15 protein-coding genes are annotated in these 14,785 nt (G+C 63.3%); 5 read left to right on the top strand and 10 right to left on the bottom strand.

Annotated features, from left to right (window positions below):
- Positions 1 to 37 precede the first annotated feature (37 nt).
- The 6 genes from AB7290_RS12750 to AB7290_RS12725 all read right to left on the bottom strand — a co-directional run bounded on the left by AB7290_RS12750 (position 38) and on the right by AB7290_RS12725 (position 4,710).
- The gene (locus tag AB7290_RS12750; protein WP_014493658.1) at positions 38 to 340 is read right to left on the bottom strand and encodes an HU family DNA-binding protein; all 303 of its coding nucleotides are present in this window, start codon (positions 338 to 340) and stop codon (positions 38 to 40) included.
- Between the two features lie 281 nt (positions 341 to 621).
- Positions 622 to 1,854 carry an acetyl-CoA C-acetyltransferase gene (locus tag AB7290_RS12745; RefSeq protein WP_439037011.1) on the bottom strand — a complete coding sequence of 411 codons (1,233 nt, stop codon included), beginning with the start codon at positions 1,852 to 1,854 and terminating at the stop codon, positions 622 to 624.
- 279 nt (positions 1,855 to 2,133) lie between these two features.
- Positions 2,134 to 3,597: a GH1 family beta-glucosidase gene (locus AB7290_RS12740; protein ID WP_441253452.1), complete on the bottom strand. Its 1,464-nt coding sequence runs from the start codon at positions 3,595 to 3,597 to the stop codon at positions 2,134 to 2,136.
- Between the two features lie 114 nt (positions 3,598 to 3,711).
- Complete coding sequence (locus AB7290_RS12735; protein WP_439037013.1) at positions 3,712 to 3,984, bottom strand: hypothetical protein; 273 nt, start codon at positions 3,982 to 3,984, stop codon at positions 3,712 to 3,714.
- A gap of 89 nt (positions 3,985 to 4,073) precedes the next feature.
- Entirely contained in the window at positions 4,074 to 4,481 is a 408-nt protein-coding gene (locus AB7290_RS12730) for a hypothetical protein (RefSeq protein WP_085405692.1), read from the bottom strand.
- A gap of 61 nt (positions 4,482 to 4,542) precedes the next feature.
- Complete coding sequence (locus tag AB7290_RS12725) at positions 4,543 to 4,710, bottom strand: hypothetical protein (RefSeq protein WP_166343176.1); 168 nt, start codon at positions 4,708 to 4,710, stop codon at positions 4,543 to 4,545.
- Positions 4,711 to 4,834: 124 nt separating this feature from the next.
- On the opposite strand from AB7290_RS12725, the gene AB7290_RS12720 reads away from it, so the two are divergent.
- On the top strand, positions 4,835 to 5,398 hold the full coding sequence (locus AB7290_RS12720) for a DinB family protein (RefSeq protein WP_439037014.1): 564 nt from the start codon (positions 4,835 to 4,837) through the stop codon (positions 5,396 to 5,398).
- 11 nt (positions 5,399 to 5,409) lie between these two features.
- Here the strand turns inward: AB7290_RS12720 and AB7290_RS12715 are convergent, their stop codons facing one another.
- Positions 5,410 to 6,372, bottom strand: coding sequence for a LysR family transcriptional regulator (locus tag AB7290_RS12715; RefSeq protein WP_439037015.1), 963 nt, complete (start codon positions 6,370 to 6,372; stop codon positions 5,410 to 5,412).
- A 79-nt stretch (positions 6,373 to 6,451) separates the two neighbouring features.
- On the opposite strand from AB7290_RS12715, the gene AB7290_RS12710 reads away from it, so the two are divergent.
- Positions 6,452 to 7,039, top strand: coding sequence for a DUF4440 domain-containing protein (locus AB7290_RS12710; protein ID WP_439037016.1), 588 nt, complete (start codon positions 6,452 to 6,454; stop codon positions 7,037 to 7,039).
- A gap of 48 nt (positions 7,040 to 7,087) precedes the next feature.
- Here the strand turns inward: AB7290_RS12710 and AB7290_RS12705 are convergent, their stop codons facing one another.
- Both AB7290_RS12705 and AB7290_RS12700 read right to left on the bottom strand, forming a co-directional pair.
- Positions 7,088 to 9,550 carry a TonB-dependent receptor domain-containing protein gene (locus AB7290_RS12705; RefSeq protein WP_439037364.1) on the bottom strand — a complete coding sequence of 821 codons (2,463 nt, stop codon included), beginning with the start codon at positions 9,548 to 9,550 and terminating at the stop codon, positions 7,088 to 7,090.
- 153 nt (positions 9,551 to 9,703) lie between these two features.
- Positions 9,704 to 11,053 carry a histidine kinase gene (locus tag AB7290_RS12700; RefSeq protein ID WP_439037017.1) on the bottom strand — a complete coding sequence of 450 codons (1,350 nt, stop codon included), beginning with the start codon at positions 11,051 to 11,053 and terminating at the stop codon, positions 9,704 to 9,706.
- Positions 11,054 to 11,246: 193 nt separating this feature from the next.
- Between AB7290_RS12700 and AB7290_RS12695 the strand changes: the two genes are divergently transcribed.
- Both AB7290_RS12695 and fghA read left to right on the top strand, forming a co-directional pair.
- Positions 11,247 to 11,867 (top strand): response regulator, encoded by a 621-nt coding sequence (locus AB7290_RS12695; RefSeq protein ID WP_014493646.1) that lies wholly within the window; start codon positions 11,247 to 11,249, stop codon positions 11,865 to 11,867.
- Positions 11,868 to 11,942: 75 nt separating this feature from the next.
- Positions 11,943 to 12,788 (top strand): S-formylglutathione hydrolase, encoded by an 846-nt coding sequence (gene fghA, locus AB7290_RS12690; protein ID WP_439037018.1) that lies wholly within the window; start codon positions 11,943 to 11,945, stop codon positions 12,786 to 12,788.
- 181 nt (positions 12,789 to 12,969) lie between these two features.
- Here the strand turns inward: fghA and AB7290_RS12685 are convergent, their stop codons facing one another.
- On the bottom strand, positions 12,970 to 13,542 hold the full coding sequence (locus AB7290_RS12685) for a DUF3280 domain-containing protein (RefSeq protein ID WP_439037019.1): 573 nt from the start codon (positions 13,540 to 13,542) through the stop codon (positions 12,970 to 12,972).
- 59 nt (positions 13,543 to 13,601) lie between these two features.
- Here AB7290_RS12685 and AB7290_RS12680 point away from each other — a divergent pair, with 59 nt between their 5' ends.
- Positions 13,602 to 14,783 (top strand): ABC transporter substrate-binding protein, encoded by a 1,182-nt coding sequence (locus AB7290_RS12680; RefSeq protein WP_441253451.1) that lies wholly within the window; start codon positions 13,602 to 13,604, stop codon positions 14,781 to 14,783.
- The last annotated feature ends 2 nt before the right edge of the window (positions 14,784 to 14,785 follow it).

Raw genomic sequence — 14,785 nt, 5'->3', positions numbered from 1 at the left:
AAAAGGCCCCCTCCTAGCCGAGGGGGCCTTTGCGTTGTTAGCCCACCGCGTCCTTGGCGGCCTTGACCGGGCGGGCGCGGACGATCTTCCGGGCCGGCTTGGCCTTGAACATCATCTCTTCACCCGTGAACGGGTTGGTACCCTTGCGCGCCTTGGTCGCGGGCTTCTTGATGACCACGAACTTGGCGAAGCCCGGCACCAGGAACAGGCCGTTCTTCTTGAGCTCCTTGTGACCGACGTCGGTCAGCGTCTCCATGACGCTCTTGACGTCGCGCTTGGAAAGCTCGGTGGCGGTCGCAATCTTTTCGATCAGCTGCGATTTGGACATTTGGGTTGGCATCGTGTCTCCTCTGATTCGTTGCCGGTTGCATATTAGACCAACCGTTGAAGGCCCAGAGCCTTCTGCACAGTTTTGTCGCGATTTTACGGGCTTTTTTGGCCCTCTGAGGCAAAAAACCCTGCTTTTCAGCGGCTTCCAGAGCGGAAGGAGCCTCCGGCAGCGGTTTTTGCCTTGTTTCAAAGGCCCGCACGCCGCCTTGCTAAAGCTGATTCGCTGCTTTCGACAAGCGACGACCGGCCTCTTTGTGAAAGGCCGGTCGCGATTCACCCTGAAAAATAAGGCTAGACGCGCTCGATGATGACCGCAGGAGCCATGCCGCCGGCGGCGCACATGGTGACGAGACCGCGCTTCAGGTCGCGCCGTTCGAGCTCGTCGAGCACGGTGCCGATCAGGATCGAGCCGGTGGCGCCGATGGGATGGCCGAGTGCGATCGAGCCGCCATTGACGTTGACCTTGGCGCGGTCGAGCTTGAGGTCACGGATGTACTTTTCCGCCACCACCGCAAAGGCCTCGTTGATCTCGAACAGGTCGATGTCGTCGATGGAGAGCCCCGCCTTCGCCAGCACCTTGCGCGTGGCCGGCACCGGCGCGTTCAGCATCAGGGTCGGCGAGTCCCCCATGTTGGCCATCGCGACGACGCGAGCGCGCGGCTTCAGGCCGTGCGCGCTGGCATAAGCGGGCGATGCGAGCAGGATCGCGGCGGCACCGTCGACGACGCCGGACGAATTGCCGGCGTGATGCATGAAGTCGATGTTCAGGTCCGGATATTTCTGCAGGATCAGGCCGCGATAGGTCGTGCCCTTGTCGTCGAGTGCATAGTCGGCGATCGCGGGGAATGCGGGCTTCAATGCGCTCAGCCCTTCCATCGTGGTCTGCGGCCGCGGATACTCTTCATGGTCGAGCGCGAGGCTGCCGTCCTCGCGATGAACGGGCACGAGGCTCTTCTTGAAGTGACCGCCGGCAATCGCCTGCGCTGCGCGCTTCTGGCTTTCGAGACCGAGCGCGTCGACGTCGCTTCGCGTGATGCCTTCCAGCGTCGCGATCGCGTCGGCGCAAACGCCCTGATGCGACTGCGGATGCCGCGCACGCAGGCGCAGATTGCCGGAGTCCATCATCATCGGACCGCCGCCGCGGCGTCCTTCCATCGACATCATCTCGCAGCCGCCGGCGATGACGAGGTCTTCGGTGCCCGACATGATCGAGGCCGCCGCCATGGCGGCGCTGGTAATGCCGCTTCCGCAGAAGCGGTCGAGCGTCACCGCGCTGGCGCGCACGTCGTAGCCGGCATCGAGCGCCGACATGCGGCCGAGGTCGCCACTCTGGGTCGCGACCTGCGCGCTACAGCCCCATACGATGTCGTCGACATCGGCGGTGTCGATGCCGGTGCGATCGGCGAGCGCGCGCAGCACGGTCGCGCCGAGTTGCTGCGGATGAATGCCCGAGAGTGCTCCCTTGCCGGCCTTGCCGACGCCCCGCGGGGTCCGGCAGGCATCGATGATCAGCGCGTCAGCCATTGGCGTTGTCCTATTGTTTATGGGTGTTGATGTCGTTTCTGAATAAGGGGAAGAGTGGAGTCAACGTGCGGTGCCGCGCGGCCTCCTTGCAAAAAAACTGAAAAACAACCCCATGCACAGTAGAAGCGCGGGTTCCGCATGGGGCGCGGTGATACCGGTGAAGCGATTGGCCTGTCAGGCTAAACGGCCGTGGCCGCGCGATCTTGCGTCACCTCGCCCCGCCTGCGGGAAGAGGTCGGATTTTACGCGCGGCGGAAAATCCGGGAGAGCGAGAGAAAGCTACGCCCCCGCCGCGTTCTTCGCGATCACGTTGCGGTAGAAGGTCGCGCTGAGCTTTGGCGTGCGCACCTGCGTGTCGAAATTGACGTGATAGAGCCCGAAACGCTTGTTGAGCCCGAACACCCATTCAAAATTGTCCAGCAGGCTCCAGAGGAAGTAGCCGCGCACCGGCACGCCCTCGGCGGTCGCGCGCTGGAGCTGGGCGAGATAGTTGCGCAGGTACATGATGCGGTCGGTGTCGTAGATCTTGCCGTCGGGCGTCACCACGTCGTCGCCGGAGGTGCCGTTCTCGCTGATGTAGATCGCATCCGTCTTCCAGATCTTTGCGGCCAGCTTCGGCACCCAGTAGATCGTCTCCGGCGCGACGCGGAGCCAGTTCGAGTTCATGTGCGGGAACGATTTCGGGATCGGCAGCGGCATGAAGCCCGCGCCCTGGTCGGAGGGCACCACGTAGTTCTGCGGCGCGTAGATGTTGAGACCGAGGAAGTCGACCGGCGAGGAGATGATCTTCAGCTCGGCGTCGGTGTATTTCGGCGCATCGGCGCCGGCGTATTTCAGGAAGGCGTCGGTATACCGGCCCGTCATGATGACGTTGAGATAGCCGGCATTCATCTCGCGTAGCGCGATCTCGGCTGCACGGACATGCTCGGGCGTATCGATTGCGGGAACGCAGACGTCGATATTCTCGGCCGGCCCGACCCTGGTTCCGCGGCGGCCGTGCGCCCGCACCGCCTGCACCGCGAGCCCATGCGCGAGCGCGCTGTTATGCCTGACCTGGTTGACCTCCGCTTGCGGCAGCGTCACGCCGGGCGCGTCGATGCCGAGGCCATAGCCAAACTGGACGAAACGTCCGCTCTCGTTCAGCGTGAACACGTTCTTGACGCGATCGGTCAGGCGCTCGGCGACATAGCCCGCATAGTCGCCAAAGATCTTGCAGGTCTCGGTCGAGCGCCAGCCGCCGAAGCGATCCTGGAGCGATTGCGGCAGGTCCCAGTGATAAAGCGTCAGCCACGGCTCGATGCCGTTCCTGAGGAGCTCGTCGACGAGACGATTGTAGAAGTCGAGCCCCTTCGGATTCGGCTTGCCGTCGCCGTCCGGAAACACCCGCGGCCATGCCACCGAGAAGCGGTAGGCCTTGCAGCCGAGCTCCTTGATGAGCGCGATGTCTTCCTTGTAGCGGCGATAATGCTCAACGGCGCGATCGCCGGTGGTGCCGTCCTCGATCTTGCCGGGGATGCGCACGAACTTGTCCCAGATCGAAGCCCCCCGCCCGTCGACGTCGACCGCCCCCTCGACCTGATAGGACGAGGTCGCCGCGCCCCAGACAAAACCCGCGGGAAAGCCGTCCACGCCCCGCGGCGCCGGTGCCGGCTTGGTCTCGGCGGCCTCCAGCGGATTTGCGATTCCGGCTGCGGACAATCCCGCCAGCTTGGTAAACTGGCGACGCGAGACCTTGTCCGACATTGATACTGCCCCTTGAGACGATTGTTGCGGCCGCACAATGGCGTGTCGGAAGCTGCTTGAGAAGCGGGAGTTCCGGGACTTGCTGATGCAAAAATGCAGAAGAACGCCCCGGATTTACCCCCTGCCCTTCTTTTTACCTTTCAGGCCCTGAGCCGCATCGAAGCACGCCAGCAGCGAATTGATCACAGCTCGCGAGCCCAGACCATCCACCACGAAGTCGCGGTCCTTGCCGTTGGGCGGTATGATCTTCAGCTTCGCGCTGCGAATGCAGGAGCGATCGTCCGAAACCATCGATAGAACGATCCGGCGCGCCACCATCGATGGCAAGGACGCATAAATCCGTTCACAAACGCGGTCCCGAGTGATTGCGAGTCCGGCTGCGGACATCCCGCCAGCCTGGCAAGCAGGCGACGCGAAGTCTTGTCCGACATGATGCTGCATTGAACCGGGCACGCCGAGCGACCCGGCTCGCTCGATCAGCGCGAGCGCTTGGGCAATTTCGGAAGCTTGTCGGGATTGAACGCGGCTACCTGCTCGGTTCGCTCACGCGCGGGCGGCTGCTGTTCCGTGAGAATGAGCGTACCCTGGAGGATCATTCCCGGCATCTGCGCTGCCTTCGCCGTGTAAGTCGCGACCTTGCCGGGGCAGTTTCCCTCGATGTCCAGCGTGAGCTCGTCGTCGATGCCGAAGACCGTTGCACGTCCGTCGGTATGACGCTTCGTCGACACGGTGGCGGTGAAGCGATCTCCATCGACCTTGCAGGAGCCGTGATAGGTCATCAGGCTGTCGCAGCCCCAGATTTGTCCGTCTGCGACATGGACGATCCCGGTACCCTGGTCGAGTGGCGTCTTGTACCACGCCGCGTAGGTGCCGTCCTTCAGCATGGGAGCAGTCTCCCTTGACATTCCCTCGCGAATAATCCGCATGATTAGCGCTAAGAAACGGTTAATCGCGCGGCCCGTGCGAATCCGGTCTGTCCCTTCGCAACTCGGCTTCCAGTTCCTCGATGATGCTGTGAAGCAGGCACGCGGCAAGCGGATCGGTGACTTCGCGCTCCAGAAGCCTGTAACGCGCGATCTGGAATTCCCGCTCTCGCAACTGGTGCTCTGTCATCGGACGGGCCCTCCATCAAACCTACCCGGAAACAGCCAAGTCGTTTCGTTACAATTTTCAGATCATTTGCTATGGTTTCTGATCGGTAAAGGAACGCGGCGCCGAGCAAGTCGCAGGGTTTGCAATGTCGATCGTTCAAAGCTATCGCGCCTTCGCCTACAATAATGCCTGGGCGAACCACCGGTTGCTCCGCGCGTGCGCCGAGCTGAGCCAAGGCGAATTTGAGGTCGAGCGGACGGGCTTCTTCCCGAGCCTACAGCGGACGTTGAACCATATTTATGTCGTTGACCTCTTTTACGTCGATGCACTCGAGGGCGGATGGCTTGGGCCGAAGGCCTGGGAGGATCCCATCCCATTTCCAGCTCTTGCAGGGCTCTCGGAAGCTCAAGCATCGATGGACCGGCGCTTCATCGGCGTCTGCGATGCCCTGACACCCGCCTCGTTGAACGAAGACGTTCGGATCAATCGAGATCCTGGTGTCCAGATAGAGCGACGCGACCGGCTGCTGATGCATCTCATTCAGCATCAAATTCACCACCGTGGGCAGGCGCATGCAATGTTGTCGGGAACGCGCATCAAGCCGCCGCAGCTCGACGAGTTCTTTTCAGCTGCCGAAGCGCCGTTGAGGGCATCCGAGTTTGCCGATCTGGGCTGGACGGAGGAAACGGTTTGGGGGCCGCCCAACTGAGCGAGCCCACGCTACCGATTGCGGTTCCGACCTGCTCCGACCGAGGCGAAGACAACTTCCATCAGCCATGCAACACCGGCGTCCTTCATCGCAGCCTTGGTCGCGATGGCGCAGATCGTATCCGGTTTACGGGCGAAAGGCAGCTCGACGAACATCAATCCGAAATGCCCGCCGTGCTGCTGCACCAGACGCCGCGGCAATGCAGCGATCAGTTCGGACCCCGCAAGCTGGACCAGCGCCATCATAAAGTTCGGGACAGTCAAGGCAATGCGGCGCTTGAGACCGCGCTTTGCCAACATCTCATCGACGAAGCCGCGCGGCTCACCGCTGAGAGACACCAGCAGATGCTGCGATTGCGAGAAAGCCGCGGGTGTCGGAGCTCTGGCGAAGGCGTGTCCCTTGCGCATGGCCAGCACGAATTCCTCGTCGTAGAGCCTGCGCGCCTCGAAACGCGGCGATACCGCCGGCAGCGGCAGCATCGCGATGTCCAGCTCTCGTCTTTCGAGCATCTCGAGGCACTCGTGCCAGGGTTCGCCGATCGCGCCGCCGCGGGGCGCGGGCATCACATGGATCAATCCGATGTCGATGTGGGGCGCCCTTCTCGCGATCGAACCGAGTAGCTGCCCCGTTGTCGAGGCGAGAACAGCATCGGGTGCGCCGATCGTAAACCGGCGATGGCTTTTTGCAGGGTCGAATGGTCTAGCAGAGCCAACCAGTTGTTCGACGCGCGCGATGATTTCGGCGATCGGGTGGTCAAGCTCCAGGGCCCGCTCCGTTGGAACGACGCCCTTCGGCGTTCGCAGGAACAGCGGGTCGTTCAAAACAAGGCGCAGCCGGCCAAGCGCGTGGCTGACAGCGGACGGCGTCAGGTTCAGTCGCGCGGCCGCGCGCGCGACATGGCGTTCTTCCAGGACCACGCGGAAGAGCACAAGGAGATTCAGTTCGACCCTGGATAGATCAATTTGGTTCAGCATGTTGCTGAAATCATATCGCTGGATTCATCGAGATCAAGGCCTCATGGAATGCGCAGATGGTGCAATCAGGAGCTTCGAAATGATCAGAAGGTCGAAAGGGGTGAGCAAGGGCCATGGCTCGCCGGACAACCGGGACTCGCCGCACAGGATGTCGAGGCGCTCGATGATGATGGCGGCGGCGGCAATTCCTGCTTCCGGTCAGCTTCCAGCCAATGCAGCCGCCGGGGACGACGCGCTAGCCGGTCTCATCAAGCTCGCCGGCGAGAAGAATGCCGCTTTCATGCGTGGCGACATGGGCCGCTGGTCGCAGCTGGTCCGGATTGCCCCGGATTTCACGCTGATGCAGCCCTTCGGTGGCCCTGCCAGCTTCGGATTCGACAGCAGCCCAAAACGGCTGGCTGACCTGGCGCAATATTTCAGGAACGGGGAAACCGGACTGGAGGTCTTGCAGACCTATGCCTCGAACGGGCTCGTTGCGCTCGTCATGATCGAACGCCAGCGCGCGGAGGTCGGCGGCCTGCATGCCCAGGACTGGTCGCTGCGCGTCACGGAGATCTATCGCAAGGACAGCACGGACTGGCAGCTGGTACACCGCCATGCAGATCCGCTGGTCCGGCGCATTTCCTTGCAGCAAGCGGCGATCCTCGCCCGAGGCTGGGCGGAGTAAAGGCGATGTCTTTCGCCCTCCAGAGGCGGCCGGGCTTGCGTGTCGAACTCAGAACGTCATCCGCATGCCCGCATAGAACGCACGGGGCCTTGCCGGGCTCAGCGATCGCGGGTCGTTAAATTCCGCACCGCCATTGGTGAAGTTGGGCAAGGCTTCCCTATCGAAGAAGGTGCCAAGGGTCGAGTAGCGGTTGTCGAAGATGTTGGCGACGCGACCGTAAATCTGCAGGTTCTTGGTGATCTGGTAAGAGGTGTGGAGATTGAACACGGCGTAGGACGGCAGCTTCGGAAACTGGTTGGACTCATCGCCGACGAAATACTGGCTCGAGACAAAGAGCGCGTCACCTCCGACCTTCCAGACATCGGTAACCGCATATTCGATGCTTGCCTTAATAAGGTGGCTAGGGAGGCGCGGAATGTGATTGCCCGGCAAGACCTGGATGTTGCCGGCGTCGGCGAACGGGCTCTCTGATCCAAGCGTCAGCGCGTCGAGGAAGCGCGCGTCCAGGAACGCATAGCTCGCCTGGAACTGAAGCACATTCGACTTCAGGCTCACCTCGGCTTCGATACCCTGCCTGCGCGTCCGGCCGACGTTCTGGAAAAAGCCGAAGCCAGTCAGGCCGGGAATTGGGGTCGCGAGGATGTCGTCGTAGTTGGTGGCACGGTAGGCACCGATTTTCCAGCCGAGCGAGCCGATGTTCAATTCCTTGGTGCCGCGGAAGCCCGCTTCGAAGGTCTTGGAGACGACTTGCTGCAGTGAGGGGTCAGCGATCAGGAACTGCCCGATGATGCATGGCCTCGCCGGATCGGCGCAGCCGAGCTCGAGTGGCGTGGGCACCCGGTTGGCTTCGGAATAGCCCGCATAGGCGGTCACTTCAGAGGTGATCTTGTAGGTGCCGCCGATGATCGGATTGAACCGATCATAGGTATGATCGCCATTGAGTGCGGTGCCGAGCTGGTCCATCAGCGTGACACGGGCCGCATTGAATCGCCCGCCTGCCGTCACCGCAAAGCGATCGTCCACGTTGAACGTGTCGAGCGCATAGAGCCCGTGATATTGGTTGACGGTACGAAGCGACACGGGGCCAACCGAAGTCGGGGCACCGGAGGGACCCAGGAATATGCCGCTGCCCGTGACGACATAGTTCGTGCCTATCGTTCCCAATTCGGCGCTACCGGTGAAGCGCGTGCTGCTGACATCATAGCTCGCGCCAACTACGAAGCGGTTCTCATGACCGAACAGCTGGTCGGTGTTGGTTGCCTGACCGGATACGCCAAATGTGGTCGATTTCGTGCTGGTGCGATCGATCTCGCTGAGGATGGCGTCTGGCGCAAAGGTATTGGCGAGCTGAACGCCATTCAGGCCAAAAGCCGGGACCGTATCATTGCCAAAGCACAGGAGCGTTGGATCGGCACATGCCTGGGCGTCGGTCGGGTTTCCGTCCACGGTGCTCTGTTTGAAGCTGCGCAGATGCGCCGTGCCCTCAAAGGTCCAGGTCGGCGTCGCCTCCACCTTGCCGGTCAGGTTGAGATAGCCGACCTTGTTGGAAATGGTTTGTGGCGTTGTATAGGTCGCGCCCCAATATTGTTGGAGCAGTTCGGCCGGAACAGTGCTGGGTCCTGCCAGGGAATTGTTGGCGACGCCGCCATTGAGGTGGAACTCGTTGCCTTCGAAGCGATACCCGACATCGCCATAGAAGCGCCGAACATCCGATTGCGAGAAATTGCGGAAACCATTGTCGTGAATGCCTTCGAGCGCTCCGTAGACTGCCCAGTTATTGTCGACCTTCTTGCCCCATTGTGCAGAGCCCTGGATGCGGCCGAATGAGCCGCCCATGATATCGATCTCGGCCCCTTGATAGTTGAAGCCGTTCTTCATCTGCAGATCGATGGCGCCGCCGAGCGCGTTAAGGCCGTATGCCGGATTGTTAGTTACGACCACTGCCGATCGGATCGCAGCCGTCGGGATCAGATCCCAATTGACAGTGTCGGAAAACGCCTCGTTGATGCGTACGCCGTTCTGGTAGACGGCGAGGCCCTGCGGCGTGCCGGCCAGAGGTGAAGCGACGAAGCCGCGAAACTGCACATCGGGCTGGAATGGATTGCCGGTCACTTCATTGATGCTGAGACCAGGCACGTACTGCTGCAGGGCAACGGCGATATCTGGCGAGGCGGTACGCCTGATCTGGCTGGCATCGACCGCATTGATCGCGGACGGCACCTTGTCGACATCGAGACCTCGGCCGGTGCCCGGTGAGGTCGGGTAGACGTAAAGGCGTGTCTTCGGAGCGGCGGACGCCGGCGCCCCTACCCGTGCGACCGGCCGCGTTGGCGCACTGCGCCTCACGGCCGACGGCGGTGGTGCGGTGATCTCGACGGCCGGCAGATTCTGGACGTTGGTTTCCTCATCCTGCGCGGCTGCGGCGGGGCCTGCAAGGACCAAGCCCGACACCAGCCCCGTCGACACCGAGGCTATCAACAAACGACGCTTGAACCAAAGAGGCTTGCCCATCCCTGCCTTCCCATCCGTGACCACCGGCTGTTTTGATTTTCGCCGTTTGGTTGAGATGAGTGTATTCGGCGGCAGTGAGTCCGCCAGCCACAAAAGGTCTGGCACTATCCGCACCCGTTTTCCCGACCAAATCGGGAATTTTTCCCGATGCAATCAGGACGCCGCCGTCGGAACCAGCGCCTCCACGGTCAAGCCGCCGTCGCCGGAGACGACGTTGAGCGTGCCGCCCAGCGCCAGAATGCGCTCGCGCATGCCGACGAGGCCGAAGCCGAGCTTCTGGCCCGGCTCCATGCCGCGGCCGTTGTCGCTGACCCGCACGCGCGCATAGCCGCGGCCGCCGGCCTGCTCGACGGGCTCGATCACGACATTGACCGACGTCGCGCCGGCGTGGCGGAACACGTTGGTGAGCGCCTCCTGCACGATGCGGTAGATGGTGAGGTCGGCCGTCTCGCCGGTGACCCCGAGCGTGGCGGAGATCACGGTTTCGATCGCGACGTCGGGATGCGACTCCCGCCACAGCCGCGAGAGCGATTCCAGCGCCTGGCGCAGGCCGAGCTCGGCAAGGCCGACGGGCCGGAGCCGCTCCAGCACCCGGCGGGTGAACTGCTGGAGCTGGTTGATCTGTTCCAGCAAGGCGCTGCCGTGCTTCCGGACCGAGTCGGCATTCGGCACGCGCCCGTCCGCGAGCTTCGCCAGCGCGCTCGCATGCGCGCGCAGCGAGAACAGATACGGCCCGAATTCGTCATGCAGCTCGCGCGCGATCTCCTTGCGCTCGACGTCCTGGAGCGACACCGCGCGCTCGGCCAAAAGCCGCTTTTCCTCCACCGCCTCGCCGAGCGCCGCCGCGAGATGATTGAGCTTGCCGCAGATCGCGGCCAGCTCGGGCGCACCGCCCGGCGTGGCGCGCGCGTCATAATGCCCGCCCTCGATCGCGGTCATCGTCTGCGCCAGCGACTGCAGCGGCGCGAGCGCGCGGCCGACCACCGTCATCATCACCAGGAACAGCGCGAGCGCGATCACCGAGCCGACCTCGAGCTGGGTCACGATGGCGTCCCAGATCTCGGCGATCTCGTCGTCGGGATGCGCGGTGATCACCAGCGAGCCCGGCTTGCCATGGACCGAGACCGGCACGCTCACCGTGGTCTGCTCGGGATGAACCAGGCTGACGAACCAGGCCGGCGGTCCGCGCGCGTCGTCGTCGGCAGGCCGGGGCGGCGTCAGCGGGTTACCGCCGGCGTCCTGAAGCGCGATGCTGACATGGCGCAGGCGGCTCAGATCGCGCGCGATCTGGTTCAGCCTGGCATCCGGATCGGGCGCCTCGTTCAGATCCGCAACGATCATTTCGATGAATTCACGCGCAAGCCGGATCACGCTCTGGTCCTCGGCCTGCACGCGCGGCCCGGCTTCCGCGACCTGGCGGCCGATATTGACGGCGAGCCCCAGCGCCAGCAGCAGCGCCAGCAGAAGGTTGATGCGCGCGCGCAACGATAGATTTTGCCACATTGGTGCTGCCCGTGCCTCGCGAAGGTTGGCCCGCGCCTGTCCGATGACGTTGACAGAGGCGAAGCGCCCGGTATCTAATCGAAAGCGTACAGCAATCCCGGCCGGGTTGCATGAGGCGACATGAGACGCGCGCAGCGTTCTTGTTCGGATCATGCGGCGGAAAAGCAGGCCGAGGCTGTCACGGGGAACGCCTATGCGCATTCTGATCGTCGACGATCATCCCATTGTCGCCTCCGGCTGCCGTGCCGTGCTGGCCGACGAGGGCGAGATCGAGATTTTGGAGGCCGCCGACGCCGAGGACGGCGAATGCGTCTTCATTGTCGAGCGCCCCGACCTGTGCATCATCGACATCAACCTGCCGACCGTCTCCGGCTTCGAGCTCGCGCGCCGCATCCTCGAACGTGCGCCCGAGGCCCGCATCATCATGTTCAGCATGAACGACGACCCTGCGTTCGCCGCGCGCGCGATCGAGTGCGGGGCCAAGGGCTACGTCTCCAAGACCGGCGACCCCGACGACCTCGTCGAGGCGATCCGCGCCGTCGGGGGCGGCGGCACCTATCTGCCGACCGCGATCGCGCGCAGCATCGCGTTTGCAGGACCGACGCTGGCGCAAAGCCCGCTGTCGAAGCTGAACGCGCGCGAGATGGAAATCCTGCGGCTCCTCAGCGCCGGAAAGAGCCTGTCCGAGATCGCCTGGCTGGTGCAGTCGTCCTACAAGACTGTCGCCAACACCTCCTCGATCATGCGACAGAAGCTCGGCGTGAAGACCTCGGTCGAGCTGGTGCGGCTGGCGATCGACAGCGGCGTCGCCTGACGCATACACCGCCACGAATTCGGTCACACAAGCGTTGCAATCTTGATGTGGTTAGATGCCACGGAGCATTACGGCATGACGATCCAGACTGTCTCGACCAACACTTCCTATGGCGGCGTGCAGCGCGTGTACCGCCATGCCAGCCAGGCGACCGGAACCGACATGGTGTTCTCGGTCTATGTTCCCCCGCATGCGGCCGGCGCAAAGCTGCCCGTGGTCTGGTATCTCTCCGGCCTCACCTGCACCCATGCCAACGTCACCGAGAAGGGTGAATTCCGCAAAGCCTGCGCCGAGCTCGGCCTGATCTTCGTCGCGCCGGACACCAGTCCGCGCGGGCCCGACGTGCCGGGCGATGCCAACAATGCCTATGATTTCGGCCTCGGCGCCGGCTTCTATGTCGACGCGACGCAACAGCCGTTTGCGCGCAACTATCGCATGTGGAGCTATGTCACCGACGAGCTGCCCAAGCTCGTGGCGGAGAATTTTCCGGTCGACGCCAAGCGGCAATCGGTGATGGGACATTCGATGGGCGGCCACGGCGCGCTGACGGTCGCGCTGCGCAATCCGCACCGCTATCGCGCCGCCAGCGCATTCGCGCCGATCGTGGCGCCTTCGCTCGTGCCCTGGGGCATCAAGGCGCTAACCGGCTATCTCGGACCGAACAAGGAGACCTGGCGCAACCACGACACCGTGGCGCTGATCGAGGACGGCGCGAAATATTCCGGCTTCCTCGTCGACGTCGGCGAGGCCGACAATTTCCTGAAAGAACAGCTCCGGCCCGAGCTGCTCGAGGCCGCCTGCACCAAGGCGGGCATCCCGCTGACGCTGCGGCGGCAGGCGGGATATGACCACAGCTATTATTTCATCTCGACCTTCATGGGCGATCATCTGCACTGGCATGCGGAAAGATTGAAGGGGTGATTTCTTCCTTCTCCCCTTGCGGGAGAAGGTGGCGCGAAGCGCCGGATGAGGGGTATCTCACCGCGCGTTCAAATAAGAGTTGGACTCGCGGAGAGATACCCCTCACCCGTCTCGCCGCTACGCGGCGAGCCACCCTCTCCCGCAAGGGGAGAGGGTGCAGCGGCGCTCGCGGAGAGAAAATCTACTCCGGTTTCCCGTAATTCGGCGCCAGCAATCGATTGCGGATCAGATAGCTCATCGTGCGCGACCACGATTCGTCCGTGTTGCCGCGCATGTCGGCGCTGGCGACGGTGATCATGTTGCCGGTCTTCACGTCGCGCAGATAGATGTTGAGATTGATGATCAGGTTCGAGACCTTCTGCACCATGCCGGTGATCTCGAGGTCGGCGCCGAGCTGCCCGGCAAGCTTGAGGTCGCAGCCGCCGCAGGCCTGCAGATTGGCGTGACGGGCGGCATCCCTGACCGGCGCGATGTCGAGCAGCTGGAACCTTCCTGACAGCGCCAGTTCCTTGCGCAGCTGCTCGCTGATGCGCTCGAGCCGCGCCGCCTCCGGCTTGGAGCCGTAGAACTCGCCGGGAAGGCTGGTGTCGATCAGCTCGAAATCGAACACCGCGAGCCTTGGCGGATCGGCCAACGCGACCGACCCCGTCAACAGCAAAGCTGCGAAACAGATCAGCGCTCGCATGATCGTGAACCCGGGCCTCGCGCGAGCGGGGACGAAATGCGGGGTTGCAAGCCGGGTCAAATCGGTCATGCTTTAGCAGAGACAATTCTCCACCGGCGGTCAAGCCAGGGAGAACATCTGGAGGAAACATGATCCGATGGTTGGTCGGCCTGATCGGCCTGGGTCTTGCCGCGACGAGCGCGCTCGCGGCCGACCCGGTGCAGATCGGCGTCGGCTATCTCGGCGTCGCCGGCACCAGATCGACGCTGTCGCTGGTCGAGCAGCCCGCGGAGAATGACGGCGTCGCCGGCGCGCGCCTCGCCATCGAGGACAACAACACCACGGGAAAATTCCTCAACCAGCGTTTCACGCTGGAGGAGCGCCGCATCAGGGAAGGCGAAGATCCGGTCCAGGCTGCGGCTGCGCTTGCCGAGAAAAACGGCTTCATCATCGCCGACCTGCCGGCCGACGCGCTGTTGAAGGTCTCGGATGCCCTGCGTGAGCGCGGCACGCTGCTGTTCAACGCCGGCGCGATCGACGAGCGCCTGCGCGAGGCCGATTGCCGCGCCAACGTCATCCACACCGCACCGACGCGCGCGATGCTGGCCGATGCGCTCGGCCAATATCTGGTGTGGAAGCAGTGGAAGCGCTGGGTGCTCGTGGTCGGCTCGCATGACGAGGACAAGCTGTTTGCAGACGCGCTCCGGCGTACCGCCACACGCTTCGGCGCCAAGATCGTGCAAGAGAAGACCTTCGAGGACAAGGGCGGCGCGCGCCGCACCGATAGCGGTGTCACGCTGATCCAGCGCCAGATGCCGGTGTTCACGCAACAGTTGCCGGCCTATGACGTGCTGGTCGCCGCCGACGAGAGCGAAGTGTTCGGCGCCTATCTGCCCTATCGCACCTGGGACCCCCGCCCCGTCGCAGGCTCGGCGGGCCTCGTGCCGCGCAGCTGGGACGCATCGCAGGACCAGTGGGGCGCGATCCAGATGCAGAACCGCTTCATCAAGCTGAACTCGCGGCGCATGACCCCGCTCGACATGCAGGCCTGGACGGCGGTACGCATGATCGGCGAGGCCACCTCGCGCACCAATTCCGGCGACGTCAAGAAAGTCACCGACTTCATCAAGGGGCCGGATTTTTCGGTCGCTGCCTTCAAGGGCACAAGACTGACCCTGCGCGACTGGAACCTGCAGCTGCGCCAGCCGATCCTGCTGGTCGACGGCCGCATGGTGGTGTCGGTGTCGCCGCAGGAGGGATTTCTGCACCAGGTCTCCGAGCTCGACACGCTCGGCTACGACCGCCCGGAGAGCAAATGCAAGCTGAAATGAGG

It is taken from the genome of Bradyrhizobium sp. 613_E4_N2_2 (assembly GCF_052075995.1).
GTDB lineage: Bacteria > Pseudomonadota > Alphaproteobacteria > Rhizobiales > Xanthobacteraceae > Bradyrhizobium > Bradyrhizobium barranii.
This window is presented reverse-complemented; position numbering and strand designations above follow the sequence as displayed.

What these genes read in the sequence shown, in the direction of transcription:
- AB7290_RS12750 (WP_014493658.1), bottom strand. Translation starts at nt 340, where the DNA reads ATGCCAACCCAAATGTCCAAATCGCAGCTGATCGAAAAGATTGCGACC.
- AB7290_RS12745 (WP_439037011.1), bottom strand. Translation starts at nt 1,854, where the DNA reads ATGGCTGACGCGCTGATCATCGATGCCTGCCGGACCCCGCGGGGCGTC.
- AB7290_RS12740 (WP_441253452.1), bottom strand. Translation starts at nt 3,597, where the DNA reads ATGTCGGACAAGGTCTCGCGTCGCCAGTTTACCAAGCTGGCGGGATTG.
- AB7290_RS12735 (WP_439037013.1), bottom strand. Translation starts at nt 3,984, where the DNA reads ATGTCCGCAGCCGGACTCGCAATCACTCGGGACCGCGTTTGTGAACGG.
- AB7290_RS12730 (WP_085405692.1), bottom strand. Translation starts at nt 4,481, where the DNA reads ATGCTGAAGGACGGCACCTACGCGGCGTGGTACAAGACGCCACTCGAC.
- AB7290_RS12725 (WP_166343176.1), bottom strand. Translation starts at nt 4,710, where the DNA reads ATGACAGAGCACCAGTTGCGAGAGCGGGAATTCCAGATCGCGCGTTAC.
- AB7290_RS12720 (WP_439037014.1), top strand. Translation starts at nt 4,835, where the DNA reads ATGTCGATCGTTCAAAGCTATCGCGCCTTCGCCTACAATAATGCCTGG.
- AB7290_RS12715 (WP_439037015.1), bottom strand. Translation starts at nt 6,372, where the DNA reads ATGCTGAACCAAATTGATCTATCCAGGGTCGAACTGAATCTCCTTGTG.
- AB7290_RS12710 (WP_439037016.1), top strand. Translation starts at nt 6,452, where the DNA reads ATGATCAGAAGGTCGAAAGGGGTGAGCAAGGGCCATGGCTCGCCGGAC.
- AB7290_RS12705 (WP_439037364.1), bottom strand. Translation starts at nt 9,550, where the DNA reads ATGGGCAAGCCTCTTTGGTTCAAGCGTCGTTTGTTGATAGCCTCGGTG.
- AB7290_RS12700 (WP_439037017.1), bottom strand. Translation starts at nt 11,053, where the DNA reads ATGTGGCAAAATCTATCGTTGCGCGCGCGCATCAACCTTCTGCTGGCG.
- AB7290_RS12695 (WP_014493646.1), top strand. Translation starts at nt 11,247, where the DNA reads ATGCGCATTCTGATCGTCGACGATCATCCCATTGTCGCCTCCGGCTGC.
- fghA (WP_439037018.1), top strand. Translation starts at nt 11,943, where the DNA reads ATGACGATCCAGACTGTCTCGACCAACACTTCCTATGGCGGCGTGCAG.
- AB7290_RS12685 (WP_439037019.1), bottom strand. Translation starts at nt 13,542, where the DNA reads ATGACCGATTTGACCCGGCTTGCAACCCCGCATTTCGTCCCCGCTCGC.
- AB7290_RS12680 (WP_441253451.1), top strand. Translation starts at nt 13,602, where the DNA reads ATGATCCGATGGTTGGTCGGCCTGATCGGCCTGGGTCTTGCCGCGACG.